Genomic DNA, 25,043 nt, shown 5'->3' on the forward strand with positions numbered 1-25,043 from the left:
CGCGCAGGTCTAGGCGGCGCGCAGCTTCCCCGACGGCGCACGCCGGGCGGCCGTGCCGGCGAGGCCGAAGCCGGCGATCATCAGCGCCCAGCTCGCCGGCTCCGGCACGCCGTTCGGCACGACCAGTTGCGCCGACCTGACATCCGCAGCCAGCCAGTAAAGATGGGAAAAGCTGCCGTCGCCCCGCGCCTGATAGTGCCAGAAGGACGCGGTCCCGATCACGTTCTGATTGACGAACGGATCGGTCAGGATGTGGCTGTTCGGTGCGTAGGAGGTCGCGTTGATCGACGCGGCCCAATATTTTTGGTTGCCGAACCCGCCATCGAAGGAGATCGACCAGGCGCCGGCACTCTGGTTGCCGGAGCGCGCGACGGTGTTGTTGTAGAGGTCCGTGTCGAGGCGCACGGCATTGTCCGTTACGCCGTTCACGGTCAGGGACCAGCGGCGGATCGGCCCGATCGCATAGCCGATGCCGCTCAGCTGGCTATAGCCGGGCACCACGGCGAGCGAGCCGATCGCCGTGTCGAAGGTCAGATCATAGACATAGTCGAGCCCCGGCGTGAGCGGACCATTGATGTCCGGGACGCCGAATGGGTCGTTCGAATAATGGACATAGTTGAGCTGGCCGGTGAAGCGGACGGTGACTTCCTCCGCCTGGGCCGGCACCGCCACCCCCGCCAACAGCAAAGCAGCAAGCAAAACGCGCATCGACAAAACTCCCCCTGAACCGAGCGCGGGGGTAAGAGAGAGCAGGCATAGCCAATAGGATGAATTCGACATTGGCGAGTCCCTGTCTCATTCTGCGACAGACGTGGAAGCGGAGGGAGAATGCGAGCAATGCTGGGACTGTCCGCGCTGCTGCTCGCCGCCGCAACGCCCGCGATCGTCGAGCAGACGGGGCCGCACATACTCGTCGCGGGACCGATCGTCGTGCAGAGCCTGACTTATGGGCCGGAGCCGCGCCAGGGCCTTGAGCTCTTCACCCGGGAACGCGCCGGCCGCGGGCCGCTGATCGTCTATCTGCATGGCGGTGGCTGGAGCGCGGGTTCGCCCAGGGACGGCGCGCGCGGAGCGCAGGCGGAGCATTGGACCAGCCTCGGCTATGCCTATGCGACGGTCGCTTATCGTTACGTGCCGATCGTCACCGCCGAGGAGCAGTTGCGCGACATCGCCAAGGCGATCGCCTTTCTGCGCCGCCAGCGGGGTGTGGATGGCCGTCGCATCATCCTGATCGGCCACAGCTCGGGCGCGACGATGGCAGCGCAGCTCGGCACCGACCCGCAGTGGCTCGAAGGCGCCAGGGTGCCGTTCGCCGATCTGAAGGCGGTGGTGCTGCTCGATCCTTCGGTGCTCGACATCGCGCCGCTGATGGCCGCGGCGGAGGCGCCCGCTGTCGAACGCTATTTCCGTCCGGCTTTCGGCGACGACCCGGTGCGTTGGTCGCAGCTGTCACCGATCAAGCAGGTCGGCGCGCGTGATGCGCCCGCTTGGGCGATCCTTACCGATGCCAACAACGTGTTCGCGGCGGCCCAAGGAGGCGACTTCGCCGCCGCGCTAATCGGCGCCGGCGCGAAGGAAGCGCGGGTGACGCCGATTCCGGACACCAGCCACATGCAGCTCAACAACCAGATCGGCCAGACTGACGATCGCGCCACGGCCGCGATCGACGCGTTTCTCGCCCGTGCCTTGCCCGAGATGCAGCGGCCCCGATTCAGGTGAGCGAAACCGGCTCCCTGCCCTGAAGCATATGGCTGCAGCCCTGCGCCGTGCATGAATCGCCTAGCGCCGCGACGGTGATCCACCCCTGTTGGCGCAGGCTGGCGGCCGCATCCGCATCGTGGCCGAGCGGCAGGAACAGGCGGCGCACCGGAGCTTCCGAGGTGACCCGATCCAGCAGCGGATCGGGATAGATGGAGAAGCCGACGGCCGGCTCCTCGCGGCCATCCTCGTGCAGGATGGTATAGCTTCCGCCACGCCCGATCTCACCCGCCAGCCCTTCGGCGAAGAGCGAGAAGCCGAGCCAGCTCTGATATTCGAAGCCGTGCCTCTCCGTCGGATCGAGCGTAACGTTCGCCACTCCCTGCAGGCGGGCGGCGATCTGCTGGAGCGCGTCGAGCCGTCCGCCGAGCTTCGCCGAATAAGGCCGCAGCCGGGCGACCGACGCCTCGAACGATCCCGCGGCAGCGACCAGCGGCAGATAGGCCTCGGCGCCGAGCGCCGTCAGGCCCCCCGCATCCTTGGCATCGAGCAGCGCGCGGACCTTGGCCGTGGTCGGGGCGTCGAGCGGCAGCGGACCCGCCGCGAGCGTCTCCACCAGATCTGGCAAAGTCAGATCGACGGTGATACCGCGCGCGCCCGCCGCCTTCAGCGCCTCAACGGCGAGGGCGACGATCTCGGCCGCCGCTGCGGCGCTGTCGCGACCGATCAGCTCGGCGCCGATCTGGGTCATCTCGCGTTCCGGCCGCAGTTGCGACGCGCGCAGCTTCACCACCGGCCCGCCATAGGAGAGGCGCAGCGGTCGCGGCCGGCCGGCCAGCCGAGTCGCCGCGATGCGGCCGACCTGCGTGGTGATGTCAGGACGCAAGGCGAGCGTCCGCTGAGACAGCGGATCGACGACGCGCAACAGGTCGCGCGCCGTGCCCGCCTTCAACCGGCCGACCAGCGACTCCTCATATTCGGCGAGCGGCGGCGCGACCCGTTCATAGCCATGCGCCCGAATGGCATCGAGCGCGGCCCGCAGCATCGCGGCGCCCGCCTCCGCCTGGGGCGGCAAGCGGTCGCGCAAGCCCTCGGGCAGCAGGGCCGTCACGAAAACAGCAGCGGCTTCACGCGCTTGACGCCCGGAAGGCGGCAGAGCGTGTCGAGCACCGGCTCGGGCACGGGGGAGTCGACCGACAGCAGCAGCACCGCTTCACCGCCCGCGGCGCGGCGGCCGAGATGGAAGGTACCGATGTTGACGCCCGCATCGCCCAGCGTGGTGCCGATGCGGCCGATAAAGCCGGGCGAATCCTCGTTCACCACATAGAGCATCGGCCCGGCAAGATCGGCCTCGACCTTGATCCCGAACAGCTCGACGAGACGCGGATTCTGGTCGCCGAACAGGGTGCCGGCGACCGAGCGCTCGCCTTCAGAGGTGGCGACCGAAACGCGCAGCAGAGTGTGATAATCGCCCTCGCGGTCGTGACGGACTTCGCGCACGTCGAGCCCGCGCTCCTTCGCCATGAACGGTGCGTTCACCATGTTCACCGTGTCCGAAAAGACGCGCATCAGCCCGGCCAGCACGGCGCCGGTGATCGGCTTCTGATTGAGTTCGGCGGCAGCGCCTTCCACCTCGATATTGATGGAGGTCAGGCCGCCATGCGAAAGCTGCCCGACGAGCGAGCCGAGCTTTTCCGCCAGTGCCATATAGGGGCGCAGGCGCGGCGCATCCTCGGCCGACACGGACGGCGTGTTGAGCGCGTTGACGATCGCACCCGTCAGCAGAAAATCGGACATCTGCTCCGCCACCTGAATGGCGACATTGACCTGCGCTTCGTCGGTCGAGGCGCCGAGGTGCGGCGTCGAGATGAAGCCAGGCGTGCCGAACAGGGGCGACTCCTTGGCGGGCTCCTCAACGAACACGTCCAGGGCGGCGCCTGCGACATGACCGCTGTCGAGCGCATCCTTCAGCGCGGCCTCGTCGATCAGCCCGCCACGCGCGCAGTTGACGATCCGCACGCCCTTCCGGGTCTTGGCCAGATTTTCGCGGCTGAGGATGTTGCGGGTCTGGTCGGTCAGCGGCGTGTGCAGCGTGATGAAGTCGGCGCGGGCGAGCAGTTCGTCCAGCGTCACCTTCTCCACGCCCAGGTCGCGCGCGCGCTCAGCCGAGAGAAAGGGATCATAGGCGACCACCTTCATCTTGAGGCCGATCGCCCGGTCGGCAACGATCGAGCCGATGTTGCCGGCGCCGATCAGGCCGAGCGTCTTGCCGGAGACTTCGACGCCCATGAAGCGGTTCTTTTCCCACTTGCCGGCCTGGGTGGAGCGGTCGGCCTCCGGAATGTCCCGGGCGAGCGCGAACATCAGCGCGATCGCATGTTCGGCCGTGGTGATTGAGTTGCCGAACGGCGTGTTCATGACGACCACGCCCTTTGCCGACGCCGCCGGGATATCGACATTGTCGACGCCGATGCCGGCACGACCGACGACCTTGAGCCTGGTCGCGGCATTCAGCACGTCGCGTCCGACCTTGGTGGCGGAGCGGATGGCGAGGCCGTCATAATCGCCGATGATCGCGATCAGCTCATCCTTGGTGAGGCCGGGCTTCTCGTCGACCTCGACGCCCCGCTCGCGAAAGATGGCGGCGGCGCGGGGGTCCATTTTGTCGGAAATGAGGACTTTGGGCATGGGGTGTTCCTAACGGCGCGTTCCCCGGCGCAGGCCGGGGTCCATTGCGCATGAAGATGGGCCCCGGCTTTCGCCGGGGAACCGGTTAATTGCGGATCGAATGCCACGCCCAGTCGAGCCAGGGGCCGAGCTTCTCGACGTCCTCGGCATCGACGGTGGCGCCGCACCAGATGCGCAGACCGGCCGGCGCATCGCGGTGGCCGGCGATGTCATAGGCGACATCCTCCGCCTCCAGCACCGAGGCGAGCTTCTTGACGAGCGCCAGGCGTCCAGCCTCGTCCATCCCGGCGACCACGTGATCGGCGAACTTCAGGCAGACGCTGGTGGTGGAGCGGGTCGCCGGCTCGGCGACAAGATGATCGAGCCAGGCGAGATCCGCGACCACCGCATCGAGCGCGGCGGCATTGGCCTGCGAGCGGGCGACCAGCCCGGCGAGACCGCCGACCTCCTTCGCCCATTCCAGCGCGAAGATATAATCCTCGATCACCAGCATCGAGGGCGTGTTGATCGTCTCGCCCTGGAAGATGCCTTCGATCAGCTTGCCGCCTTTGGTCATGCGGAAGATCTTCGGCAGCGGCCAGGCGGGCGTGTAGCTTTCCAGCCGCTCGACGGCGCGTGGCCCCAGGATCAGCACGCCGTGCGCGGCCTCGCCGCCCAGCACCTTCTGGAAGCTGAAAGTGGTCACGTCGAGCTTGTCGAACGGCAGCGGCATGGCGAAAGCCGCGCTGGTCGCGTCGGCAAAGGTCAGGCCATCGCGGTCCGCGGGGATCCAGTCGCCGTCCGGCACCCGCACGCCCGAGGTCGTCCCGTTCCAGGTGAAGATGACGTCATGGCTAAAGTCGACAGCGCCCAGATCCGGCAGCGCGCCATAGGGCGCCTTCAGCACGGTCGGATCGAGCTTCAGCTGCTTGACCGCATCGGTGACCCAACCTTCACCGAAGCTTTCCCAAGCGAGCAGAGTCACCGGCCGGGCGCCGAGCATCGACCACATCGCCATTTCGACGGCGCCGGTGTCCGACGCGGGGACGATGCCGATACGGTGCGTGTCCGGCACCTGCAGCACTTCGCGGGTGAGGTCGATCGCATGCTGGAGCCGGCTCTTGCCGAGCTTGGAACGGTGCGAGCGCCCGAGCGAGCCGTGCGGCAGCCGCTCCAGCGCCCAGCCGGGGGGCTTGGCGCAGGGACCAGATGAAAAATAGGGGCGCGCCGGTTTGTCGGCAGGACGGTCCAGGCGCAGTTCAGCCGTGGGGTCGGCAATCGATCCAGTCATGTATCTCTCCTCGCAGAGAGCGCGCGCCGCGTTGGGACGGCGTGGCCCGAGGCGCGGGATAAGGACGATGTCGGATTTGTCAAACGCCGATTGCAACGGTCGCCTGCCCCTCCAGGCCAAACAAAATGGTTAAACTTGGGCCGATCTGTGGTATCAACATCCGATAAACATAACGGCCGGGCGCGACTCACAAGCCGATCAAGTCAGACTTAAATGGGGGATTTCATGAAAAGACTTATTCTCGCCAGCGCGATAGGCATGGCTGCGTTTGCCGCAGCGCCGTCGCAGGCGGCCGACATCGTGACCGATTGCGTCCTGTTGGGCATCGACGATATCGTCCCGAATGCCGAGAAGTGCGTCGGCTATTATGACAAGAATGTGCTGAAGGCTTCGGCGGGCGATTTCGCCAAGCAGGAAGAGGTCGACGCGCTGAAGCTGCTGGGCCTTGGCGACGGCACTCTTGGCGTGATCAAGGTCCTGGAGAAGCTCGACAACTCGGGCAACTTCGTGCGCCCGCTGAACGGCCTCACCTATATCGGCGTTCACTATGGAGCCGGCAACGGCCCGGTCGCCAATAACGGCGGCGTGACCGCATTCTACCGTTTCAATGCGGGTGCCAATCTGGATGCGATCAGCTTCCAGAACGGCTCCGTGTCGGGCGTGGCCCTTTATGCGACCGGCGCGGCCGTTCCCGAGCCGGCCGCCTGGGCGCTGATGCTCGGCGGCTTCGGCCTGCTCGGTGCGTCGATGCGCCGTCGTCAGCGCACGACGGTGACCTTCGCCTGAACGTCACTGCCAAGCTGATCGAAAGGGGCGCCACCAGGCGCCCCTTTTTTTGCGCCCAATCGCCAAAGCCAACACAGATTGGGTCAATTTATTGCGCCGGAACGGAACCGGACCAAACGCCGGGCCTTGTGAGTTTCTGCAAAGGTTAACGCCATGTTGACCGGCAGGACAGTCCAAGGGGTGTATCATGAGAGCAGGTCTGGTTGCGATATCGACAGCCGCGTTGGCGTTCGGTGCGCCGGCGAGTGCTGCCGTGCTGATCGACTTCAACAACGTTTCCACGAACGAGAATGTGCTGTTCGGCAGTTCGACGAACGTGCCGAGCACGAGCATCGTGGCCGCTACCAACCAATCGAACACGGCCGTTACCTTCACCAACGCTCTGGGCCTGCTCGCCAATGCAAGCGGCCAGTCGTCGACCGCGCTCGCCTCCGGCGTTCTGACGGGCACCACCAGCGTCCTGATCGCGAACGGCTTCACCTTCGACGCGGCCTCGTTCAACCTGCAGGGCATTCCCGGCAATTCGTTGCCGGAAGCAACGAGCGTGTTCGTGGAAGCGCTGAATGGCAGCAACGTGATCGGCTCGACCACTCTCGCCCTTGGCGGGTCGGGCGAGAACCGTATCCGAATCGTCGGCAATGCCGGGGAGGTCTTCACCGGCTTCCGCATCACGCTCAACCCGACAGGCGGCGGCGTGGACTCGCTCAGTCAGGTCCGGCTCGGCGGCGTGTCGGCGCTCGCGGTGGTGCCGGAACCGGCCAGCTGGGCGATGATGCTCGGTGGTTTCGGTCTGCTCGGCGCCTCCATGCGCCGGCGGCAGCGGACGCGCGTCACTTACGCCTGATCGCGTCTGGCGACGATCGAAAAAGGGAGCGCCTTTTGGCGCTCCCTTTTTCGTCTCAGGCGACCGCGCGGGTCGGCGCGTAGGCGACCGGCTTGATGCCGGTCAGCGCTTCCAGGCGCTGTTTCACGTTGGCGCTCATCAGATTGACATAGACGCGCGCGGTTTCGTTCAGCTGCTTGGCCTGCTCGGCCAGCGCCCGCTCCTCGGCTGAGAGCGGATTGTCGTTGCGGGCCGCCAGCGCGCCGATACGGCCTTCCTTTTCGGCGGTCGCTGCGGCGAGTGCATCGATGTCGAAGCTCTTAAGCGCCGCGAGTTCGGCCTCGAGCGAGGCAATCACCGCCTTCAGCGCATCCATCCGCGTCATTTCTTTTCGACCCATTTCAGTTGCGCCGCGATCATGCGGTCGGCGATCTTGGCGGGCACGATCGGGTAGCGCCCTTCCTGCAGCGCCCGCTTGATCATCTGTACGCGCTCCGCATCGACCGGGGGCTTGGCCGCGAACGCCTTGGCCGTTTCGCGCACGCTGGTTTCGGCGATCGCCGCCGGTTGCGGCGCGCGAGCGGCTTCGATGGACACGACCCGGCTGGTGTTACCGGCTTCTGCACGGCCGCCCTGGACCTGGGCTGGCGTAATGCCGATCGGATCAATCATGCCCCCGTCCTTTCCTGGCTGGAGTGGGTTTCAGGCATTGAAACGACCGCTTGCGCAGAAGCTTTAGAAAAAGTTGCTCACCATCCAGGCAGCGTCGCCTTGCCGGTTTCAAGCGCGATGGCCTGGACCGGCGCTTTCGCGCCCTCGACCTTGATCTGCAGACGCGCGCCGGGCGCCGCATCGGCCATTGCCGTGCCGTCGGCCGACACCGAAAAGCCGCTCTGTCCGGCAACCAGCGTTACGGGATCGCCGCGACGGATCACCGGCTCGACCTTGACCGGAGCGGCGCCCGCGAGCACCGGCGACGCCTGCACGGCGACAAAGATGCGCCAGCCCTTGGGATCCGGGCAGCGGATGACGATCGCGTCGCGCGTTTCCGCGCGCCAGCTGAACTCCGGGCTGGTGCTGCAGCTCGACAGGCGCAGCCGGCGATCGATCGGCGCAACCGGACCGCCGGGCTGCCCAAGGCGTGCCCCGGCGAAGATCTCCGCGGCGCGGTCGAGCAACGCCAGATCGAAAGCGGCGGGCGCGGCCGCCATCATGAGAAGCGAGAACATGATCGGCTCCTGGTCATGGATCGAAGGAAATGGTGAGAGTCACGCGCCGCATGCCGGGGATCACGACGGCGGCGGTGCGGATGCGATCGGCCGAGACGGCGCCGGTCATCGCGGCAGCGACCCGGTCGGCGCGCAACCCGGCCAGGGCGAGGCCACTGCCGTCAAGACGGTCCGCCGCGCTCGCATCGGCATAGCCGGTGACGATCAGGCGCGTGCGCGGGTCGCGCGTGGCTTCGCTCGCCCAAGCGGCAATGGCGGCAATGCCGGGCGGCAGATCCGCGCCGCCGGCGGCAAAGCCGGTCACCGCATTGGCATCGACCGGCAGGGGGTCGGCGGGGTGGCCGCCAAAGGCCTGCCTGATGCCGGCGCCGATCGCCGCCTGCTGCGCGGCATTCTTGTGCGATGTCGCCTGCATGAAGACGAAGAAGCCGACCAGCAGCAGGGACAGGTCGGCGAGCGTGATCAGCCAGAGCGGCCGTCCGCGCGCGGGGATCGCCAGCCGCATCAGGCGGCCAGTCCGGTCCGGCGCGGCGCGACTCTCGCGGCGAAGGTGCGGAACGGAGTCACCAGCTTGCGCCGCTCGAGCTCCTCGGCGCGGGACAGGCGCCGCAGGCGCGCAGCGATCGGCGCGGCCACCAGATTGGCAAAGAGCGCCCCGTAAAGGGTGGCGAGCAGCGCCACGGCCATGGCGCTGCCGATGGTCGCAGGATCATCCATCGACCCGAACATGCGCACCAGCCCGATCAGCGTGCCGACCATGCCCATGGCCGGCGCGGTCTCGGCAGCGGCGGCCCAGAATTCCTGCACGACGAGGTGCCGCTCGCACCGCGCGGCGCACAGGCTGTCGAGCAGGGCTGCGACTTGATCGGGCGTGGCATTGTCGGCCACGGCCTCGACCCCGAGCCTTACGTCCTGGTCGCGGAGGGGAAGCGATTCCGTGGCGAGCAGGTCACGCACGGCGACCCGTTCGGCCTTCGCCAGTTCGGCGCGCGCCGGCCCGACCTCGAACGGTGAGCGCACCAGCACCGCCAGCGCGCGCAGCGCCGCAACGGTGTCGCCAAGCGGGCCACGCGCAGCAGTCGCGAGCAGCGTGCCGCCGCCGACGATGGCGAGCGCGAGCGGGTCGAAGAACACGGACAGGTCGATCATCGCCGCCCGATCAGCAAGAGCCGGGCCAGTTTGATCCAGCCGGCATGGCAAAGCGCCACCGGCAATGCGCGTTGCCGGGTCGCGGCAAAAGCTTGCCGGTTCGGTGCCGCCACGCTGGGTAAGGATGGATTTGAAGCGCTCGGAAATGGACTGGCACACCCCTTGCACAGTCGCTCGCATCAATTCGCGAGGAGCGTATGGCAGACGATCTGTTCGGGGTGCACGGAAGGGCGCTGACGCTGCGGTCGCAGCGGCTGGGCCTGCTTGCGTCCAACATCGCCAATGCCTCGACGCCGGGTTTCAAGGCGAAGGACATCGACTTCGCCGCGGCGCTGAGCGCGGCGGAGGCGCCGGGCGGTTCGACCAGCGCCGCCATCCAGAGCGCGACCAAGTTCCGCGTGCCGCTCCAGGCTTCGCTCGACGGCAACACCGTCGAGCTGAACACCGAGCAGACCAAGTTCGCCGAGAACGCGATCGCCTATCAGACGACGCTCTCATTCCTCAACGGCCGCATCGAGACGCTCAAGCGAGCGCTGAAAGGCGAGTGATGGACAAGCCGCTCACCATCTTCGACGTCGCGGGGCGCGCCATGTCGGCGCAGCTCGTGCGGATGAACACCACCGCGTCCAACCTCGCCAATGCGGGCGGCGTCGCCGGCAGCGAAGCCGATGCTTATCGCTCGATGAAGCCGGTCTTCAAGACCAGCTACGACCAGGCCACCGGCCTTGCGACCGTGGACGTAAAGCAAGTCGTGACCGCGGGGCCGGCCCCCACCAAGCGCCACGATCCCAACCACCCGATGGCGAACAAGGACGGCTACGTCTTCGAAGCCGCCGTCGACGAGACCCGGGAGATGGTCGACATGATGGAGACCGCACGCAGTTATAAGAACAATGTCGAGGTGCTGCAGACGGCCAAGAGCCTGATCCTCGACACGCTGAGGCTCGGCAAATGAGCGCGGTCTCGTCCTTCGACGACACGCTGTCGAAACTGGGCATCGGGCGGCAAGGCATTGCCGGCACGCCGAAGCTGCAGACCGCGACGGAAGCCAATATGCTCGGCCAGGAAGCGTTCCTGAAGCTGATGACCGAGCAGCTGAAAAACCAGGATCCGTTCGAGCCGGTCAAGAACGAGAATATGGTCGCCCAGATGGCGCAATTCTCGAGCGTCACCGGCATTTCGGAGATGAGCAAGACGCTGAAAAGCGTCGCGGACCAGCTGGGCGGCGCCAATGCGTCGCAGGCCGTGTCCTATGTCGGCCGCGCCGTGCTGGTCGATGGGGACACCGCTTATGCCGCTCAAGACGGCTCGCTCTCCGCCGTCCTGCCGCTCGCGGAGGGCGCCGACGAGGTGACCGTCCAGATCTCGGACCAGGCCGGCAACCTGCTGCGCACGATCAACATGGGCGCGCAGCCCAAGGGCGATCTTGAGATCAGCTGGGACGGGAAAACCGACAACGGCGGCGCCGCACCGGCCGGTCCGTACAAGATCACCGCGAGCGCCCTTCGAAATGGCACGCGAGTTGCTTCTCCGGTTGCCGTGTGGGCGCCGGTCACGTCGGTCAGCCTGGGTTCGAACGGCGAAGCGCCGATGCTGAACCTGGCCGGTCTCGGTTCCAAGCCCCTTACCGCCGTCCGCCAGGTCGGCTGAGTTTCGTAGGAGTAACCCGAATGTCGTTCTACACTTCCTTGTCCGGCCTGCAGGGCGCCCAGACCGAGCTTTCCACGATCTCGCACAACCTGGCGAACGCCGGCACCAACGGCTTCAAGCGCTCCAAGGTCGAGTTCGGCGACGTGATCGCCTCGACGGCGACCAAGAGCCCCAACCAGCTGATCGGCTCCGGCTCCTATGTGAAGAGCATCCGCCAGCAATATTCGCAGGGTGGCTTGCAGCAGTCGCAGTCGTCGCTCGACCTCGCCATTTCGGGCGAAGGCTTCTTCGTCGTGAAGCCGAACCCGAACACCAGCGAGATTGCGTTCACCCGCAACGGCTCCTTCTCGGTCTCCGCCGACCGCTTCGTGGTCGATAGCCAGGGCTCGACCGTCCAGGTCTATCCGGTGGACGGCAGCGGCACCGTGGTCGCGACCGGCATCGACGAGACCGTCGCGCTGCGGCTGCCGCAGACCAGCGGCACGCCCAAGGCGACCACCGAAGCCAAGGTCTCGGTCAACCTGTCGGCCAACGCGCCGATCCCGGCCAACGACCCGCAATGGACGGCGGCCAGCCCCTATGCGTTCAGCCGCTTCGACCCGGAGACGTACAATTTCGCCTCCTCGACCGTGATCTATGATTCGGTCGGCAACCCCGCGACGCTCACGAACTACTATGTGCGTCAGACTTCGCCGGGCGGCACGAACACCAACAGCGACTGGCTGGTCTATACCTTTGTCGGCGGGCAGCAGCTTTCGGCCGACCCGACCCAGCCGACGCCGCCGGTGCCGCTGACGCTCACCTTTGACGCGAACGGCGTGCTGCAGACGCCCGGTGGGCCGACCACCTTCGCGACCTTCACCCCGCCGAACGCGGCGCCGCAGGACATGACGATCAACTTCGCGATCGCCACCACCCAGCGCCCGTCGGCCTTCACCATCATTGCGCAGAGCCAGAATGGCGAGCCGATCGGCCAGCTGCAGGGCGTGACCGTCGATGCGAACGGCCTCGTCAAGGCGAGCTTCTCCAACGGCACCAACCAGGCGCTGGGCAAGGTCGTGCTGGCGCAGTTCGCGAACAACGAAGGCCTGCGCCAGATCGGCAACAGCTATTGGTCGGCCTCGGGTCTGTCGGGCGCGGCAACGCTGGGCCAGGCCGGCGAAGGCGGCTTCGGCAACATCATGGCTGGCGCGATCGAGCGGTCGAACGTCGACATGACCGAGGAACTGGTCGGCCTGATCGCCGCGCAGCGCAACTTCCAGGCCAATGCCAAGGCGATTGATACCGCCAACCAGCTTGGCCAGACGATCATTAACATCCGCAGCTAAGCGTAACGGGAGCCTAGGGGCGATCGATGGATAGACTGGTCTACACCGCCTATTCGGGCCTGCGCAGCCGCATGGCAGCGCAGGCCGCGATCGCCAACAACATGGCGAATGCGTCCACCGTCGGCTTCCGTGCCGATCAGATCGGCTTCGAGCAGCTGGCGCTGAAAGGCGGCGCGTTCGAAGCGCGTGCGCTGACCGCCGGCGAAGTGATCGACGCCGACCGCAAGAATGGCGCGGTCATCGGCACCGGCCGCGATCTCGACATCGCGATCGAAGGCAATGACTGGCTGGCGGTCCAGGCCGCTGACGGCGAGGAAGCCTATACCCGCCGCGGCGACCTCAGCATCGCGCCTTCCGGGGTATTGCAGACCGGCGACGGCATGCCCGTGATCGGCGGCAGCGGTCCCATCACCATCCCGCCCGCTGCCAAGGTGACGATCGGGCCCGACGGGTCGGTGCTGGTCGTGCCGCCCGGTGGCGAACTCGACAAGCCGCAAGTCGTCGACAAGCTGAAGCTGGTCGACCCCAAGGGTAGCGAGACGGTCAAGGGCACCGACAACCTGCTGCGCGTGAAAGGCGGCGGCACGCTGCCCGAAAATCTCGACGCCAAGGTGCTGAGCGGCTCGCTCGAACAGTCGAACGTGAACATCACCGACACGCTGGTGCAGATGATCGAGAACCAGCGCTCCTACGAAGTGCAGGCGAAGTTGCTCTCCAGCGCCAAGGACATGGACGATGGCGGCGCATCAATCATGCGGCTGCCGTAACAAGGACCGATGAAATGACCACTGCCGCGATGCACATCGCCCGCACGGGCCTCGACGCTCAAAACGAGCGGATGCGCGTGATCTCGAACAACCTGGCCAACGTCAACACGACCGGGTTCAAGCGCGACCGCGCCGCGTTCGAGACGCTCGCATACCAGACGGTCACCGCCAATGGCGCGCCGAGCACGTCCGAGACGAAATACGCGACCGGCACCAACCTGGGCACCGGCGTGCGCATCCAGGGGACGGCGCGGATCGACACGCAAGGGTCGCTGCAGACGACCGGCAACTCGCTCGACCTCGCGCTGGACGGCAATGGCTATTTCCAGATCCAGCTGCCCGGCGGCCAGCTCGGCTATACCCGCGCCGGTAACTTCACCCGCTCGCCGGAAGGCCTGATGGTCACCAGCGAAGGTTATCAGGTGCAGCCGGGCATCACGATTCCCGAGGGTACGACGCAGATCACTGTCGGCGTCGACGGCACCGTCTCCGCGCAGGTGCAAGGCCAGACCGCGCCGACGGAAGTCGGCCAGCTGCAGGTCGCCACGTTCCAGAATCCCGCCGGACTGCAGCCGATGGGCAGCAACTTCCTGATCGAGACGGCCGCCAGCGGCGCCGCCAACCTCGGCACCGCCGGCGTCGAAGGCCGCGGCAATATCCGCCAGGGGATGCTCGAAGGTTCGAACGTCAATGTCGTCGAAGAGCTGGTCGACATGATCGAGACCCAGCGCGCCTATGAGGTCAACTCCAAGATGATCTCGGCCACCGACCAGATGCTGCAATATGCCAACCAGAACCTGTAAGATGCGGGCCAAGGCTTCTCTGTGCTCCGGCGCAGGCCGGAGCGCTGCTCGCAAGGCTCCGGCCTTCGCCGGAGCACTGCTGGTGCTTTTCGCCTCCCCGGCACTGGCGAAGAAGGAGCCGAAGATCGACTATGCGCCGATGCCGCCGGTCTATGTGCCGCCGCCGCCGGCCAATGGGTCCATCTTCCAGGCGAGCCAGGGCTATGCCGCCCTCGTCGAAGGACCGCGCGCGCGTCGCGTCGGCGATCCGCTGACCATCGTGCTGACCGAACGTACGGTCGCGCAGAAGGACGTCTCGTCCAAATCCGGTCGCGACGGCAATATTGGCCTGACGCCGCCCAGCATGGGCCCCCTGTCGCTGTTCGATCCGGCCGAAGCGGCGGCGAGCGGCACGCAGAAGTTCAACGGCAACGGCACCGCGACGCAGTCGAACAGCCTGTCGGGCGAAGTCAGCGTGACCGTGGCGGAAGTGTTTCCCAACGGCACGATGATGGTCCGCGGCCAGAAAAGGCTGACCCTCAATCGCGGGGACGAATGGGTGCAGATCTCCGGCATCGTTCGCATCGCCGATATCGACTTCAACAACCGCGTGCTCTCCACGCGCGTCGCAGACGCCCGGATCACCTATACCGGCCGCGGCGACATCCAGCGGCAGAGCCGTCCGGGCTGGCTGCAGCGCTTCTTCTCGCTCGTGAGTCCCTTCTGATGATCCGCTTCTTCATCGCCTTCCTGGCCCTGATCGCCGCGCCGGTTTCCGCCGAGCGCATCAAGGATCTCGGCGCCTTCGCCGGCGTGCGGCCGAACCAGCTGGTCGGCTATGGCATCGTCGTCGGCCTCGCTGGCACCGGCGACGACAATCTCGAATATACCGTCCAGTCGATGAAGGGCGTGACCTCGCGCTTCGGCATCAACCTGCCCGCGGGCATCAACCCCGGCCTGAAGAACGCCGCGGCGGTGATGGTCACCGCCGAACTGCCCGCCTTCGCCAAGCCCGGCCAGCGGATCGATGTCACCGTGTCGGCGATCGGCAAGGCCAAGTCGTTGCGCGGCGGCAGCCTGCTGCTCGTGCCGCTGCAGGGTGCGGACGGCAACATCTATGCAATGGCGCAGGGCTCGCTCGCCGTCGGCGGCCTGGGCGTCGAAGGCGCGGACGGGTCGAAGCTGACGGTCAACGTGCCCTCCTCCGGCCGCATCCCCGATGGCGCGACGGTCGAACGTGCGGTCGAGACTGGCTTCGCGACGGCCGAGGACTTGCGCTTCAATCTCGCCAAGGCCGATTTCACCACGGCCGAGAATGTCTCCGAAGCGATCAACAAGCGGTTCGGCGCCGGCACCGCGCGGCCGCTCGACGCAGTATCGATCGCGATCAAGGCGCCGCAGGGCGCCGAAGTGCGTACCGCGCTGATGAGCGAAGTGCAGAATCTCGCCGTGGTCGCCGCCGAGCCCGCCGCCAAGGTGATCGTCAATGCTCGCACCGGCACGGTCGTGATCAACTCGGCCGTGCGTGTCGGTCCGGCTGCCGTGACGCATGGCCGGTTGACCGTGCGTATCGACGAAGCGCCGCGCGTCTCCCAGCCCGCGCCCTTCTCGAACGGCCAGACCGCCGTCGAGCAGCGCAGCAACGTGCAGGTGGAAGAGCAGGCGAACCCGATGTTCATGCTCGACCCCGGCCCGAAGCTCGCCGACATCGTCAAGGCGGTGAACGGCATCGGCGCGAGCCCCGCCGACCTGGTCGCGATCCTCGAGGCGCTGAAGGAAGCGGGCGCGCTGAAGGCGGAGCTGATCGTCCTGTGAACCCCGTCTCCGCCTCCAAACCGCCGGTCGCCGGCAGCCCCAGCGTCTCCGCCGACACCAGCCGGCTGGCGACCAAGGAGAACCTGGCCAAGGCGGCGCAGCAGTTCGAGGCTTTGTTCATCCACCAGATGCTGAAGTCGGCACGAGCCGCCAAGCTGGACGACGGATTGTTCGACAGCGAGGCCCTTAACCAATTTCAGGACATGCAGGACGCTAAGCTTTCGGAAACCATGGCCGTCCATACGCCCATGGGCATTGGCAAGGCTTTGACCGAGTTCCTGGCGCGCAACCGCCCGGACCTGAAGGGCGGAGACAAGTAAATGAGCGATCTGCTCTCGATCGGGTCTACGGGCGTACGGGCATATCAGCTCGCGATGAACGTGGTCGGCGAGAACATCGCCAATGCGACGACCAAGGGCTATGCCCGGCGCAGCCCGGCGCTGACCGAGCTGTCGGCCGGCGCCGGCTCCTACATCCTGCTCAACAATCTGAACATCGGCCAGGGCGTGGTCGCGGGCGGCGTGGCGCGGCAATGGGACGAGTTCCGCGCGGCCGACGTGCGCACCGGCACCTCCGAAGCGAGCCGCACCGGATCGACGATGGTCTGGCTCGACCGCATGGAAAAGCTGTTGAGCGGCACGAACATCTCGGGCTCGCTTACCCGCTTCTTCAACGCCGCCGATGGGATTGCCGCCGACCCGACCGGTATCGCACCGCGTACGGCGATGCTCGACGCGGCCGGCGGCGTCGCGGCCGCCTTTACCGCCACTGCTGAAGGCCTTGCCACGATCGACAAGGATTTGCGCGCTTCGGCGCTGCAGGCGGTGGATCAGCTGAGCGGTTTTGCCGCCGGCCTTGCGGAAGCCAATGTCGGCCTCGCCCGCGTGCGTCCGGGCAGCAACGAACAGGCGCAGCTGCTGGATCAGCGCGACCGCATGATCGACGAGATCAGCGCGCTCGGCTCGGTTCATGTCTCGTTCGACGAAAAGGGCGTCGCGACCGTCCGCATCAACGACAGCTCCGGCCCGGTGCTCGTCCAGGGTGCGAACACGCGCAAGATCGGCGCCGAGTTCAATGCGTCCGGCACGCTCGGCATGGTGTTCGACCCGATCTATGCACCGGAAGCCTTCTCGTTCCGGAGCGGCGCGATCGCCGGCTTTGCCGAGGCGAATGCGCGGTTGACCGACATGCGCACGCAGATCGCCGATCTGGCGACGGCGGTCGCCGACGGCGTCAATCAGGTCCAGGCGGCCGGCGTCGATCTGAACGGCGCGCCGGGTGCGGCGCTGTTCGATGCGAGCGCGGGCGGCGGGATCCTCTCGGTCACCACCGCCGGCGCCCGCCAGATCGCGGCGGCCCGACCCTGGACCGTCAGCGGTGCGGCCGGAAATGGCGGCAGCGCCGCTCTCCAGGCGGCGACGGCGCCCAGCGGCACTCCGCTCGCTTCCACCCGGCTCACGGTCAGCGGCGGCGTGCTGACCGCGCTCGACCCGGTGACCAACAGCGTGATCGGCACCGCACCCTATACGCCCGGAACGCCGGTGACGCTCGCCGGACTGTCGCTGACCGTCTCGGGCACGGCCGTCGATGGCGACAGCTTCACCGTCGCCGCGACCCGGCCCGGCAGCCGCGACAATGGCAATCTCGCCGGCTTTGCGGCGCTGCGCTCTGGCGCGCGCTACGAAGGCCAGGCGAATGATCTGGTGAACGCCAACGCGTCGGCGCTGGCGGCGAAGAAGCAGGTTGCCGAAGCGCAGAACGTCATCCTTGAAGGCGCTCTCGCCGCGCGCGACGCGGTTTCCGGGGTCAACCTCGACAATGAGGCGGTCGAACTGATGCGCTTCCAGCAGGCTTATTCGGCGTCGAGCCGCATCATTCAGGTCGCGCGCGACACATTCGACTCGCTCCTCCAGGCGGTGAGCTAAGACCATGCAGATCGGCACCGGCTACTTTTTCGACTCGCGCAATCGGCAGATGAGTGCGCTGAACCTCAATGCCGCCCGGCTGCAGGAGCAGATCGCGACCGGCAAGCGCCTGTCCGCGCCGTCGGACGACCCGGTCACGTCCGGCCGGCTCGCCCGGCTCGGCATCACCCAGGCCGATCAGGGGCAATATGCGTCGAACGTGAAGCTGGCCCAGTCGCTGCTCGCCCAGTCCGACAATGCACTGGAGAGCATCGCCAACAATCTGCAGCGGGCGCAGGAACTGGCCGTTCGTGCGAACAACGACACGCTGAACGACAGCAATCGCGCCGCGATCGGCAAGGAACTGGAGGCGATCCTTGAGGATCTCTACAGCCTCGCGAACTCGACCGACTTGCGTGGCGAGCCCCTGTTCGGCGGCAGCACGAGCGGCCAAGCCTATGTGCGCGCGCCTGACGGCAGCATCGCCTTTGCCGGTTCCGGTGAAGCGCCCGGCGTGCCCATCGGCACCGGCGTGTCGATCCAGGCGACCGACAGCGGCCCCCGCCTGTTCGAAGGCTTGACTGTCGGCGGTGCGGCCACCGACATGTTCAAGATCGTGGGTGATCTCGCCAAGGCGCTGGCGCCCGGTGGCAGCCCCGACAAGGCCGCGCTCAAGCAGGCGCTCGCCGCCGGCACCGAAGGGCTGAGCAAGGCTGCCGACAAGGTCTATGCCGGCCGAGCCTCGATCGGCGCGCGCGCTGCGCGGCTCGATATCGAGGCCGAGCGTCTCGCCCAGGCGAAAACGGATACCGAACTGGAACGTGCCGGACTGGAGGGCACCGATATCCAGGCCAACGTCATTGAGCTGCAGAAGACGATGCTCGCCCTTGAAGCCAGCCAGGCGAGCTTTTCCAAGCTGAGCCAGCTGAGCCTGTTCGACTATATCCGCTGATCCCGCGCGCTTACGCATGAGGGGGCCAAGCCGGGAATCCGCAGATTACCGCCACTTTAACCACAGTTATTCCTCAAGATTGCACGGCTAATGCCGTCTTAGGGATCAGGCGCGGGCGGGTCCGCGGCGGCGTAAAGGTGGAGGCGGCGAGAGCCCGATGTTTCCTGTAATCGGTCTGGTCGTCCTCATCGCAATGGTGTTCGGCGGATTCGCGATCACCGGCGGCGCGCTTGGACCCGTGCTGCACGCCCTGCCGCACGAGATGCTGATCATCGGCGGTGCCGCCGTCGGCGCGCTGATCATCGGCAATTCGGGCAAGCAGCTGAAGGCGCTGGGCGGCGGCCTGGGCAAGGCGTTCAAGGGTCCGACCTACAAAAAGCAGGATTTCCTCGACGTCATCTTCCTCGTCTCGCGGCTGATGAAGATGCTGCGTGTCGAAGGACCGATCGCGCTCGAGCCCCATGTCGAGGATCCGAAATCGAGCGCGGTGTTCGCCGAATATCCCAAGCTGCTGAAGGACTCGGCGCTCATTCATCTGATCGCCGACACGCTGCGGCTGGTCGTCGTCTCGTCCGGCACGCTCGACGTGCACGCGGTCGAGGAGGTCGTCGACAACTCGATCAAGACGCATCACCACGAGACCATGGGCCCCGCTCACCAGCTGCAGACGCTGGCGGATGCGCTGCCCGCGCTCGGCATCGTCGCGGCGGTGCTGGGCGTCGTGAAGACAATGGGCTCGATCGACAAACCACCGGCGATCCTGGGCGGCATGATCGGCTCGGCGCTGGTCGGCACCTTCCTGGGCGTGCTGCTCGCCTATGGCATTGTCGCGCCGCTCGCCGCGCGCCTGAAGCATGTGATGGAAGAGGATGCAGCCATCTACCAGACCGTCAAGCAGATCATCATCGCGTCGCTGCACGGTCATCCGCAGCCGCTGGTGATCGAAGCCGCGCGGTCCGGCATCGCCCATGCGATGCAGCCGAGCTTCGCCGAAGTGTTCGACGGCCTGCGCGGCAAGTAAGATGGCGAAGCGCGCGACCATCCCGGCGCGGCCCGGATCCAACGAGCCGCCCAAGATCATCGTCAAGAAGATCGTCGAAGGCGAGCACGGCCATCATGGCGGCGCCTGGAAGGTCGCCTATGCCGATTTCGTGACGGCGATGATGGCGTTTTTCCTGCTGATGTGGCTACTCGGCGCCACCACCGAAAAGCAGCGCAAGTCGATCGCCGACTATTTCTCGCCGACCCTGGTCGAAACCAAGCGCGAAAGCGCGGGCAGCAACGGTCTGCTCGGCGGATCGTCGCTCACCGACCGGGACGCCTATCCCCACAAGGCGTCGCAGACGGGCACCCGCGCGCTCACGGTCCCGCTCGACGCCCAGGGTGGACCGGATTCCGGTGGCGGCAGCCAGTTGCGTCGCGAGGACATTCAGCGTTTCAACCATGTGCGGCAGCGGCTGACGTCCCAGCTGGACACGGTGAAGTTCAAGAAGCTGCGCAACCATGTCCGTTTCGTGCCGACTCGGGACGGGCTGCGCATCGACCTGATCGACAATGCAGACTATTCGATGTTCGCGCTCGGCACGACGACGCTGAACGGTGAAGCGGCCGAGCTGATCGGCACGGTCGCCGAAGCGGTCAAGGGCATGCCGAACCAGCTCTCCATCCGGGGCCATACCGACAGCCTGCCTTATGGCGACCCGCGCGCGATGAACAACTGGATGCTGTCGAGCGGCCGTGCCGAGGCCACGCGGCGCAAGCTGGCCATGGGCGGAATCGTCGAACGCCGTTTCGAACGGATCGAGGGTGTTGCCGACCGCGACCCGTTCATCGAGAAGGATCCGGCCGACCCGCGCAACCGTCGTGTGTCGATCACCCTGCTCTACCGCGGCGTCTCCGGCCGATAAGCAAAAGGCCGGAGCGTTTCCGCTCCGGCCTCCGTCTCCCCGTTACGCCACCGGGGGAGAAACTGGTCAGCAGCGATTGCCGCTGCGTTCGATGGCGCGGCCGGCAAGGGCACCGGCGCCTGCGCCCACGATCGCTCCGGCCGTATCGTCGCCGCGACGACCCACGGCCGCGTCACCCAGCAGACCGCCGACAATGGCACCCAGGATGGTGCCGGTCGTGCCGTTGCTGCGGCAGCGGTAGCCGGACCCATTGCGGCCGTAATAATTGCGGCCGTCGCGGTAATAGCCGCGGTCACGGTAGGTCTGACCGTAATAGCGATCGGCCCGGCCGTAACGGTCGCCATAATAGCGGTCGGCGGCATAGCCGCGGCCATATTGGCCGCCGCCATAATATTGCGCCTGCGCCGGAACTGCCGTGACGGCAGTGGCTAGTGCGGCGCCGATGATTCCGATGGTCTTCAGCATGACAGTGTCTCCTTTTGCCCCGTAAGAGCTTGGAGACGCTTTTGGCTGAACGGCCGTGATCCGGTGCTGAACGTGCGGGTTAGCTCCCGTTCAGGTTCGGTGTCCGTTCATGCCGCGATCACTTGCTCTTACGGGCAATCACCCGGAGTTCGGTGATCCCCCGATCGGGAATGAGGCGCACGATCTCGATAGCCGTCCAGGCGATGGCAGGCGGCTTCACAAACAGCTTCTTGACCGCGACGATCGCCGGCATTTGGCTCTGCAGGTCCGTGTGGAAGCTGGTCAGTTCCAGCACATCGTCCCAGCTCGCCCCGGCGCGTGCCAGTATTCCCGTGATTCGCTCGAAGGCGCGGGTGTAACTCGCCTCCAGCGTTTCGCCCTCGCGCTGCCCGGCAACGACACCCGAAAGATAGACCATGTCGCCGGAGACGACCGCATCGGCATAGCCCCAGTCTTCCTGGTTCTGCCGGCCCTGCGGATGCTCGGTCATGATGACCTGCGCCTGCTGGCGCGTGCCGGCGGTCGCGGCAGATGACAATGCGGCGGCGGCGAGAAGCAGCGCACGAATCGACATGAGAGGCCCTCCCGAACGACGAAAACCGGCCGGAACTGGGCTCCGGCCGGCTTTGGCGTCTAGCAGAGAAGAAGCTGGCGCTTAAGCGGCCTGCTGCTGCTTGGCGAGCTCGCGCTTTAGCTTGCGGGCGGTGGGCCCGAGCTTGTCTTCGCTCGTCTTGAGCAGCCAATTGTCGAGGCCGCCGACATACTCGACCGAGCGCAGCCCGTGCGTCGACACGCGCAGCTTCACGCTCTTGCCCAGCCGGTCGCTGATCAGCGTGACGTTCTGCAGGTTCGGCAGGAACGTGCGCTTCGTCTTGTTGTTGGCGTGGGAAACATTGTGGCCCACCTGCCGGCCCTTGCCGGTCAGCTCGCAAATGCGCGACATCGTCGATTCTCTCTTAAGTTCGGGATTGCCCGGAAAGGCAGCGCGCATAGCGGCAGGCGGCGCCCGCGTCAACGTGAGTCGGTGACGATGCAACCGTTCCGCACGCGACACGTTGTCGAGCCCAACATGGGTCAAGGGAGAAAATGAAATGCGTCCATTGCTGACTATCGTTGCCGTCGTCGTCCTGCTGCTGATCGTCGGCGTCGCCACGGGCTTTATCAACCTCAGCAGCCGTGGCGGCGACCTGCCGGAAGTGAAGGTCGAAGGCGGCGCGCTGCCCAAGGTCGACGCGGATGTGGGCGATGTCGATGTCGGCACCAAGAACGAGACGGTGAACGTCAAGGTCCCGACCATCGACGTCGACACCGCCAAGCAGGACGCGAGCGAAGACAAGGACAAGTGAAACGTCCGGTGAACCCTGGGGCGGTGGCCGGCGCAATGCTGCTGCCGCCCCTGGGTGTGTTTCTCGACCGAGGGATGGGCCGCGATTTCTGGATCGCGGCCGGCCTTACCTGCCTCGCCTGGCTGCCGGGGGTCGCATTCGCCTTGTGGACGGTGCTGGCGCGCTGACCTAAGCGCCGTTCATGAGCTTCCCATTGCCGGAACCGATGAAGCAGGCGCTTTCGCTTGCTCGTGCCGCAGCCGAAAAGGGGGAAGTACCGGTCGGCGCCGTGATCGTGCGCGACGGCGCCATCGTGGCCGAGGCGGCCAATGCGCCGCGACGCCTCAACGATCCGACAGCCCATGCCGAGCTGCTCGCGATCCGGGCTGCCGCCGCGGCCCTGGGCGAAGATCGGCTTCAGGATTGCGAGCTCTGGGTCACGCTCGAGCCTTGCGCGATGTGCGCCGGCGCCATCGCCCTCGCCCGCATTCCCCGGCTCTACTACGGTGCCTCCGATCCGAAGGGCGGGGCGGTCGAGCATGGCCCCCGCTTCTTTACGCAATCGACGTGTCATCACCGCCCGGAAGTATTCAGCGGCATCGGAGAGGCGCAGGCCGCGGCGCTGCTACGGAGCTTCTTTGAGGAGCGGCGCTGAGGCTCCGGTCGTCGCATTTGCGGCAACTACGGTATTGCTCGCTCAAAGGCGCCGCCGCATGGGCCCCGTCCCGCCTCCGGTCCCCCTGGGCGGCGGGCGTCCCGTCGGCCGCAAGGCTGACGGGACGATATTCTCCGGCGGCCTACGTTCAAGCCATTGAGGTGGCTGGACGAAACTGATCCATCTCAACGATCTGGGTGAGCGCGAATCGCTCGCCCCTTATGGCAAGAGCTTCCCTGTCAGCAGGGGAATTCCATGACCGATCCCGATCAGATCAATTATCACTCCACCCGCGCAGCGGCCGAACTGGACCGCGGGCTGACGACCCAGGTCCTTCCCGCCGCCCGCGCGCATCTGCGCCTCGCCTCGCTGCACTTTGAGCGCGTCCGCCAGTTGGCGCGCGATGCCGGCGAGCCAATCACATCGCCCTTGCGGATGTAAGCCAGCCTCCCCGCTCTCGACATCCGCAATGTGCCCGCTCATTTCAGGGGGGGAGCGGGCACTTTTTTGCGTGCTGCAGTCCCGCCGGTGGCGCTGCCGACATCCTTCCTCTCGACGAGGCTCGGTGCCAGCGTCTAGGTGGGCGCAGGAGACCTGCCATGACCGCGCAACCGCTTGCCACGCTTCGCTGGGATGACCCGCTGCTGCTGGAAGACCAGCTGACCGAGGAAGAGCGGGCAATTCGCGACGTCGCGCACGGCTATGCGCAGGAGCGGCTGTTGCCGCGCGTGATCGACGCGTTTCGCGAAGAAAAGACCGATCGCGCCATCTTCAACGAAATGGGCGAACTCGGCCTGCTCGGCGTGACCCTGCCCGAGGATTATGGCTGCGCGGGTGCATCCTATGTCGCCTACGGCCTGGTCGCGCGCGAAGTGGAGCGCGTCGATAGCGGCTATCGATCGATGATGAGCGTGCAGAGCTCGCTCGTCATGTATCCGATCTACGCCTATGGCTCCGAAGAGCAGCGCCGGCGCTATCTGCCGAAGCTCGCCAGCGGCGAATGGGTCGGCTGCTTCGGCCTGACCGAGCCGGATGCGGGCTCCGATCCGGGCGGCATGCGCACGCGGGCCGAGAAGGTTGACGGCGGCTATCGCATCTCCGGCTCCAAGACCTGGATCTCCAACGCACCCTTCGCCGACGTGTTCGTCATCTGGGCCAAGTCCGACGAACATGGCGGAGCGATCCGCGGCTTCGTCATCGAAAAGGGCGCCAACGGCCTCGATGCGCCGAAGATCGAGGGCAAACTGAGTCTGCGCGCGTCCACCACCGGCATGGTGATGATGGACGGCGTCGAAGTCGGCGAAGACGCGCTGCTGCCGAATGTGCGGGGGCTGAAGGGACCATTCGGCTGCCTCAATCGCGCCCGCTACGGCATCAGCTGGGGCGCCATGGGCGCGGCGGAGGATTGCTGGCACCGCGCCCGCGCCTACACGCTCGAACGCAAGCAATTCGGCCGACCCCTTGCGCAGACTCAGCTCGTCCAGAAGAAACTGGCCGACATGCAGACCGAGATCACGCTGGGCCTGCACGCCTCGCTGCGTGTGGGCCGGCTGATGGACGAAGGCCGCTTCGCACCGGAGATGGTGAGCCTCGTCAAACGCAACAATTGCGGCAAGGCGCTGGAGATCGCGCGCACCGCCCGCGATATGCACGGCGGCAACGGCATCTCCGAGGAATATCACGTGATGCGCCACCTGATGAACCTCGAGACCGTCAACACCTATGAAGGCGCGCACGACGTGCACGCCCTGATCCTGGGCCGCGCACAGACGGGGCTGAATGCGTTTTTCTGAGCATCAGATCCTCCCCTGCCTTGCAGGGGAGGGGGACCGCGCGCCGCAGGCGCGCGG

General features: G+C 66.4%; 33 protein-coding genes. 21 read left to right on the plus strand and 12 right to left on the minus strand.

Annotated features, from left to right (window positions below):
- Window positions 1–9: 9 nt before the first annotated feature.
- Complete coding sequence (locus HJG53_RS18370) at window positions 10–708, minus strand: PEPxxWA-CTERM sorting domain-containing protein (RefSeq protein ID WP_217352747.1); 699 nt, start codon at window positions 706–708, stop codon at window positions 10–12.
- Between the two features lie 129 nt (window positions 709–837).
- Between HJG53_RS18370 and HJG53_RS09065 the strand changes: the two genes are divergently transcribed.
- Complete coding sequence (locus HJG53_RS09065) at window positions 838–1,719, plus strand: alpha/beta hydrolase (protein WP_171129792.1); 882 nt, start codon at window positions 838–840, stop codon at window positions 1,717–1,719.
- On the opposite strand, the gene HJG53_RS09070 is transcribed toward HJG53_RS09065, so the two are convergent.
- The 3 genes from HJG53_RS09070 to HJG53_RS09080 form a co-directional block, all read right to left on the minus strand.
- Window positions 1,712–2,809, minus strand: coding sequence for an ATP phosphoribosyltransferase regulatory subunit (locus HJG53_RS09070; protein WP_368039548.1), 1,098 nt, complete (start codon window positions 2,807–2,809; stop codon window positions 1,712–1,714). The genes HJG53_RS09065 and HJG53_RS09070 overlap by 8 nt on opposite strands.
- Complete coding sequence (gene serA / locus HJG53_RS09075) at window positions 2,806–4,386, minus strand: phosphoglycerate dehydrogenase (RefSeq protein ID WP_171129794.1); 1,581 nt, start codon at window positions 4,384–4,386, stop codon at window positions 2,806–2,808. The genes HJG53_RS09070 and serA overlap by 4 nt, the downstream gene beginning before the upstream one ends.
- A gap of 85 nt (window positions 4,387–4,471) precedes the next feature.
- Window positions 4,472–5,656, minus strand: coding sequence for a phosphoserine transaminase (locus tag HJG53_RS09080; RefSeq protein WP_171129795.1), 1,185 nt, complete (start codon window positions 5,654–5,656; stop codon window positions 4,472–4,474).
- Window positions 5,657–5,881: 225 nt separating this feature from the next.
- On the opposite strand from HJG53_RS09080, the gene HJG53_RS09085 reads away from it, so the two are divergent.
- Both HJG53_RS09085 and HJG53_RS09090 read left to right on the plus strand, forming a co-directional pair.
- On the plus strand, window positions 5,882–6,442 hold the full coding sequence (locus tag HJG53_RS09085; protein WP_254447664.1) for a PEPxxWA-CTERM sorting domain-containing protein: 561 nt from the start codon (window positions 5,882–5,884) through the stop codon (window positions 6,440–6,442).
- A gap of 187 nt (window positions 6,443–6,629) precedes the next feature.
- Entirely contained in the window at window positions 6,630–7,286 is a 657-nt protein-coding gene (locus HJG53_RS09090) for a PEPxxWA-CTERM sorting domain-containing protein (RefSeq protein ID WP_171129797.1), read from the plus strand.
- Window positions 7,287–7,341: 55 nt separating this feature from the next.
- On the opposite strand, the gene HJG53_RS09095 is transcribed toward HJG53_RS09090, so the two are convergent.
- The 5 genes from HJG53_RS09095 to HJG53_RS09115 all read right to left on the minus strand — a co-directional run bounded on the left by HJG53_RS09095 (window position 7,342) and on the right by HJG53_RS09115 (window position 9,643).
- Window positions 7,342–7,650 (minus strand): flagellar protein FlgN, encoded by a 309-nt coding sequence (locus HJG53_RS09095; protein WP_171129799.1) that lies wholly within the window; start codon window positions 7,648–7,650, stop codon window positions 7,342–7,344.
- Window positions 7,647–7,937: a flagellar biosynthesis anti-sigma factor FlgM gene (gene flgM, locus HJG53_RS09100; protein WP_171129801.1), complete on the minus strand. Its 291-nt coding sequence runs from the start codon at window positions 7,935–7,937 to the stop codon at window positions 7,647–7,649. The genes HJG53_RS09095 and flgM overlap by 4 nt, the downstream gene beginning before the upstream one ends.
- Window positions 7,938–8,014: 77 nt before the next feature.
- Complete coding sequence (locus tag HJG53_RS09105) at window positions 8,015–8,494, minus strand: flagella basal body P-ring formation protein FlgA (RefSeq protein ID WP_171129803.1); 480 nt, start codon at window positions 8,492–8,494, stop codon at window positions 8,015–8,017.
- 13 nt (window positions 8,495–8,507) lie between these two features.
- Complete coding sequence (locus HJG53_RS09110) at window positions 8,508–8,999, minus strand: flagellar motor protein MotB (protein ID WP_171129805.1); 492 nt, start codon at window positions 8,997–8,999, stop codon at window positions 8,508–8,510.
- On the minus strand, window positions 8,999–9,643 hold the full coding sequence (locus tag HJG53_RS09115) for a motility protein A (protein WP_171129807.1): 645 nt from the start codon (window positions 9,641–9,643) through the stop codon (window positions 8,999–9,001). Before HJG53_RS09115 ends, HJG53_RS09110 begins: the two co-directional genes overlap by 1 nt.
- 197 nt (window positions 9,644–9,840) lie before the next feature.
- Here HJG53_RS09115 and flgB point away from each other — a divergent pair, with 197 nt between their 5' ends.
- From flgB to HJG53_RS09180, 13 genes are all read left to right on the plus strand, one after another.
- Entirely contained in the window at window positions 9,841–10,191 is a 351-nt protein-coding gene (gene flgB, locus HJG53_RS09120; RefSeq protein ID WP_171129809.1) for a flagellar basal body rod protein FlgB, read from the plus strand.
- Window positions 10,191–10,598, plus strand: a complete 408-nt coding sequence (gene flgC / locus HJG53_RS09125; RefSeq protein WP_171129811.1) for a flagellar basal body rod protein FlgC — start codon at window positions 10,191–10,193, stop codon at window positions 10,596–10,598. Before flgB ends, flgC begins: the two co-directional genes overlap by 1 nt.
- Window positions 10,595–11,293: a flagellar hook assembly protein FlgD gene (locus HJG53_RS09130; protein ID WP_171129813.1), complete on the plus strand. Its 699-nt coding sequence runs from the start codon at window positions 10,595–10,597 to the stop codon at window positions 11,291–11,293. The genes flgC and HJG53_RS09130 overlap by 4 nt, the downstream gene beginning before the upstream one ends.
- A 20-nt stretch (window positions 11,294–11,313) precedes the next feature.
- The gene (locus HJG53_RS09135) at window positions 11,314–12,621 is read left to right on the plus strand and encodes a flagellar hook protein FlgE (protein WP_171129816.1); all 1,308 of its coding nucleotides are present in this window, start codon (window positions 11,314–11,316) and stop codon (window positions 12,619–12,621) included.
- A gap of 26 nt (window positions 12,622–12,647) precedes the next feature.
- Entirely contained in the window at window positions 12,648–13,388 is a 741-nt protein-coding gene (locus HJG53_RS09140) for a flagellar basal body rod protein FlgF (RefSeq protein ID WP_171129818.1), read from the plus strand.
- Window positions 13,389–13,402: 14 nt separating this feature from the next.
- Window positions 13,403–14,191 carry a flagellar basal-body rod protein FlgG gene (gene flgG, locus HJG53_RS09145; protein ID WP_171129820.1) on the plus strand — a complete coding sequence of 263 codons (789 nt, stop codon included), beginning with the start codon at window positions 13,403–13,405 and terminating at the stop codon, window positions 14,189–14,191.
- 139 nt (window positions 14,192–14,330) lie between these two features.
- On the plus strand, window positions 14,331–14,897 hold the full coding sequence (locus tag HJG53_RS09150; protein ID WP_254447693.1) for a flagellar basal body L-ring protein FlgH: 567 nt from the start codon (window positions 14,331–14,333) through the stop codon (window positions 14,895–14,897).
- A complete protein-coding gene (locus tag HJG53_RS09155; protein WP_171129824.1) occupies window positions 14,897–15,985 on the plus strand; it encodes a flagellar basal body P-ring protein FlgI in 1,089 nt (362 codons plus the stop codon). The genes HJG53_RS09150 and HJG53_RS09155 overlap by 1 nt, the downstream gene beginning before the upstream one ends.
- Window positions 15,982–16,305 (plus strand): rod-binding protein, encoded by a 324-nt coding sequence (locus HJG53_RS19125; RefSeq protein ID WP_171129826.1) that lies wholly within the window; start codon window positions 15,982–15,984, stop codon window positions 16,303–16,305. The genes HJG53_RS09155 and HJG53_RS19125 overlap by 4 nt, the downstream gene beginning before the upstream one ends.
- On the plus strand, window positions 16,306–17,910 hold the full coding sequence (locus HJG53_RS09165; protein WP_171129829.1) for a flagellar hook-associated protein FlgK: 1,605 nt from the start codon (window positions 16,306–16,308) through the stop codon (window positions 17,908–17,910).
- A 4-nt stretch (window positions 17,911–17,914) separates the two neighbouring features.
- Window positions 17,915–18,841, plus strand: a complete 927-nt coding sequence (gene flgL, locus HJG53_RS09170) for a flagellar hook-associated protein FlgL (RefSeq protein ID WP_171129831.1) — start codon at window positions 17,915–17,917, stop codon at window positions 18,839–18,841.
- 157 nt (window positions 18,842–18,998) lie between these two features.
- Entirely contained in the window at window positions 18,999–19,862 is an 864-nt protein-coding gene (gene motA / locus HJG53_RS09175; RefSeq protein ID WP_171129833.1) for a flagellar motor stator protein MotA, read from the plus strand.
- A gap of 1 nt (window position 19,863) precedes the next feature.
- Window positions 19,864–20,748 carry a flagellar motor protein MotB gene (locus tag HJG53_RS09180; protein WP_171129834.1) on the plus strand — a complete coding sequence of 295 codons (885 nt, stop codon included), beginning with the start codon at window positions 19,864–19,866 and terminating at the stop codon, window positions 20,746–20,748.
- Between the two features lie 66 nt (window positions 20,749–20,814).
- Here HJG53_RS09180 and HJG53_RS09185 read toward each other — a convergent pair whose 3' ends face one another.
- The 3 genes from HJG53_RS09185 to rpmB all read right to left on the minus strand — a co-directional run bounded on the left by HJG53_RS09185 (window position 20,815) and on the right by rpmB (window position 22,156).
- Window positions 20,815–21,213: a glycine zipper 2TM domain-containing protein gene (locus tag HJG53_RS09185; RefSeq protein WP_171129836.1), complete on the minus strand. Its 399-nt coding sequence runs from the start codon at window positions 21,211–21,213 to the stop codon at window positions 20,815–20,817.
- 118 nt (window positions 21,214–21,331) lie between these two features.
- Complete coding sequence (locus HJG53_RS09190) at window positions 21,332–21,787, minus strand: Rid family hydrolase (RefSeq protein WP_171129838.1); 456 nt, start codon at window positions 21,785–21,787, stop codon at window positions 21,332–21,334.
- 81 nt (window positions 21,788–21,868) lie between these two features.
- The gene (gene rpmB / locus HJG53_RS09195; protein WP_171129840.1) at window positions 21,869–22,156 is read right to left on the minus strand and encodes a 50S ribosomal protein L28; all 288 of its coding nucleotides are present in this window, start codon (window positions 22,154–22,156) and stop codon (window positions 21,869–21,871) included.
- Window positions 22,157–22,304: 148 nt separating this feature from the next.
- Here rpmB and HJG53_RS09200 point away from each other — a divergent pair, with 148 nt between their 5' ends.
- The 5 genes from HJG53_RS09200 to HJG53_RS09220 all read left to right on the plus strand — a co-directional run bounded on the left by HJG53_RS09200 (window position 22,305) and on the right by HJG53_RS09220 (window position 24,986).
- A complete protein-coding gene (locus tag HJG53_RS09200) occupies window positions 22,305–22,559 on the plus strand; it encodes a hypothetical protein (protein WP_171129843.1) in 255 nt (84 codons plus the stop codon).
- 35 nt (window positions 22,560–22,594) lie between these two features.
- Entirely contained in the window at window positions 22,595–22,726 is a 132-nt protein-coding gene (locus HJG53_RS09205) for a YqaE/Pmp3 family membrane protein (RefSeq protein ID WP_171130659.1), read from the plus strand.
- A gap of 14 nt (window positions 22,727–22,740) precedes the next feature.
- Window positions 22,741–23,193 carry a nucleoside deaminase gene (locus HJG53_RS09210; RefSeq protein WP_254447665.1) on the plus strand — a complete coding sequence of 151 codons (453 nt, stop codon included), beginning with the start codon at window positions 22,741–22,743 and terminating at the stop codon, window positions 23,191–23,193.
- Window positions 23,194–23,448: 255 nt separating this feature from the next.
- Entirely contained in the window at window positions 23,449–23,634 is a 186-nt protein-coding gene (locus tag HJG53_RS09215) for a hypothetical protein (protein ID WP_171129845.1), read from the plus strand.
- A gap of 158 nt (window positions 23,635–23,792) precedes the next feature.
- The gene (locus tag HJG53_RS09220; protein ID WP_171129847.1) at window positions 23,793–24,986 is read left to right on the plus strand and encodes an acyl-CoA dehydrogenase; all 1,194 of its coding nucleotides are present in this window, start codon (window positions 23,793–23,795) and stop codon (window positions 24,984–24,986) included.
- Window positions 24,987–25,043 lie beyond the last annotated feature (57 nt).

The sequence above is a fragment of the Sphingomonas sp. ID1715 genome, from assembly GCF_013044515.1.
Classification (GTDB): Bacteria; Pseudomonadota; Alphaproteobacteria; order Sphingomonadales; family Sphingomonadaceae; genus Sphingomonas_B.

What these genes read in the sequence shown, in the direction of transcription:
- HJG53_RS09080 (WP_171129795.1), bottom strand. Translation starts at nt 5,656, where the DNA reads ATGACTGGATCGATTGCCGACCCCACGGCTGAACTGCGCCTGGACCGT.
- HJG53_RS09190 (WP_171129838.1), bottom strand. Translation starts at nt 21,787, where the DNA reads ATGTCGATTCGTGCGCTGCTTCTCGCCGCCGCCGCATTGTCATCTGCC.
- HJG53_RS09090 (WP_171129797.1), top strand. Translation starts at nt 6,630, where the DNA reads ATGAGAGCAGGTCTGGTTGCGATATCGACAGCCGCGTTGGCGTTCGGT.
- HJG53_RS18370 (WP_217352747.1), bottom strand. Translation starts at nt 708, where the DNA reads ATGCGCGTTTTGCTTGCTGCTTTGCTGTTGGCGGGGGTGGCGGTGCCG.
- HJG53_RS09185 (WP_171129836.1), bottom strand. Translation starts at nt 21,213, where the DNA reads ATGCTGAAGACCATCGGAATCATCGGCGCCGCACTAGCCACTGCCGTC.
- HJG53_RS09150 (WP_254447693.1), top strand. Translation starts at nt 14,331, where the DNA reads ATGCCGCCGGTCTATGTGCCGCCGCCGCCGGCCAATGGGTCCATCTTC.
- HJG53_RS09205 (WP_171130659.1), top strand. Translation starts at nt 22,595, where the DNA reads ATGCTGCTGCCGCCCCTGGGTGTGTTTCTCGACCGAGGGATGGGCCGC.
- HJG53_RS09155 (WP_171129824.1), top strand. Translation starts at nt 14,897, where the DNA reads ATGATCCGCTTCTTCATCGCCTTCCTGGCCCTGATCGCCGCGCCGGTT.
- HJG53_RS09130 (WP_171129813.1), top strand. Translation starts at nt 10,595, where the DNA reads ATGAGCGCGGTCTCGTCCTTCGACGACACGCTGTCGAAACTGGGCATC.
- flgM (WP_171129801.1), bottom strand. Translation starts at nt 7,937, where the DNA reads ATGATTGATCCGATCGGCATTACGCCAGCCCAGGTCCAGGGCGGCCGT.
- HJG53_RS09210 (WP_254447665.1), top strand. Translation starts at nt 22,741, where the DNA reads ATGAGCTTCCCATTGCCGGAACCGATGAAGCAGGCGCTTTCGCTTGCT.
- HJG53_RS09200 (WP_171129843.1), top strand. Translation starts at nt 22,305, where the DNA reads ATGCGTCCATTGCTGACTATCGTTGCCGTCGTCGTCCTGCTGCTGATC.
- flgL (WP_171129831.1), top strand. Translation starts at nt 17,915, where the DNA reads ATGCAGATCGGCACCGGCTACTTTTTCGACTCGCGCAATCGGCAGATG.
- serA (WP_171129794.1), bottom strand. Translation starts at nt 4,386, where the DNA reads ATGCCCAAAGTCCTCATTTCCGACAAAATGGACCCCCGCGCCGCCGCC.
- HJG53_RS09085 (WP_254447664.1), top strand. Translation starts at nt 5,882, where the DNA reads ATGAAAAGACTTATTCTCGCCAGCGCGATAGGCATGGCTGCGTTTGCC.
- HJG53_RS09165 (WP_171129829.1), top strand. Translation starts at nt 16,306, where the DNA reads ATGAGCGATCTGCTCTCGATCGGGTCTACGGGCGTACGGGCATATCAG.
- flgC (WP_171129811.1), top strand. Translation starts at nt 10,191, where the DNA reads ATGGACAAGCCGCTCACCATCTTCGACGTCGCGGGGCGCGCCATGTCG.
- HJG53_RS09140 (WP_171129818.1), top strand. Translation starts at nt 12,648, where the DNA reads ATGGATAGACTGGTCTACACCGCCTATTCGGGCCTGCGCAGCCGCATG.
- flgG (WP_171129820.1), top strand. Translation starts at nt 13,403, where the DNA reads ATGACCACTGCCGCGATGCACATCGCCCGCACGGGCCTCGACGCTCAA.
- HJG53_RS09180 (WP_171129834.1), top strand. Translation starts at nt 19,864, where the DNA reads ATGGCGAAGCGCGCGACCATCCCGGCGCGGCCCGGATCCAACGAGCCG.
- motA (WP_171129833.1), top strand. Translation starts at nt 18,999, where the DNA reads ATGTTTCCTGTAATCGGTCTGGTCGTCCTCATCGCAATGGTGTTCGGC.
- rpmB (WP_171129840.1), bottom strand. Translation starts at nt 22,156, where the DNA reads ATGTCGCGCATTTGCGAGCTGACCGGCAAGGGCCGGCAGGTGGGCCAC.
- HJG53_RS09065 (WP_171129792.1), top strand. Translation starts at nt 838, where the DNA reads ATGCTGGGACTGTCCGCGCTGCTGCTCGCCGCCGCAACGCCCGCGATC.
- HJG53_RS09220 (WP_171129847.1), top strand. Translation starts at nt 23,793, where the DNA reads ATGACCGCGCAACCGCTTGCCACGCTTCGCTGGGATGACCCGCTGCTG.
- flgB (WP_171129809.1), top strand. Translation starts at nt 9,841, where the DNA reads ATGGCAGACGATCTGTTCGGGGTGCACGGAAGGGCGCTGACGCTGCGG.
- HJG53_RS09115 (WP_171129807.1), bottom strand. Translation starts at nt 9,643, where the DNA reads ATGATCGACCTGTCCGTGTTCTTCGACCCGCTCGCGCTCGCCATCGTC.
- HJG53_RS09135 (WP_171129816.1), top strand. Translation starts at nt 11,314, where the DNA reads ATGTCGTTCTACACTTCCTTGTCCGGCCTGCAGGGCGCCCAGACCGAG.
- HJG53_RS09215 (WP_171129845.1), top strand. Translation starts at nt 23,449, where the DNA reads ATGACCGATCCCGATCAGATCAATTATCACTCCACCCGCGCAGCGGCC.
- HJG53_RS09110 (WP_171129805.1), bottom strand. Translation starts at nt 8,999, where the DNA reads ATGCGGCTGGCGATCCCCGCGCGCGGACGGCCGCTCTGGCTGATCACG.
- HJG53_RS09105 (WP_171129803.1), bottom strand. Translation starts at nt 8,494, where the DNA reads ATGTTCTCGCTTCTCATGATGGCGGCCGCGCCCGCCGCTTTCGATCTG.
- HJG53_RS09095 (WP_171129799.1), bottom strand. Translation starts at nt 7,650, where the DNA reads ATGACGCGGATGGATGCGCTGAAGGCGGTGATTGCCTCGCTCGAGGCC.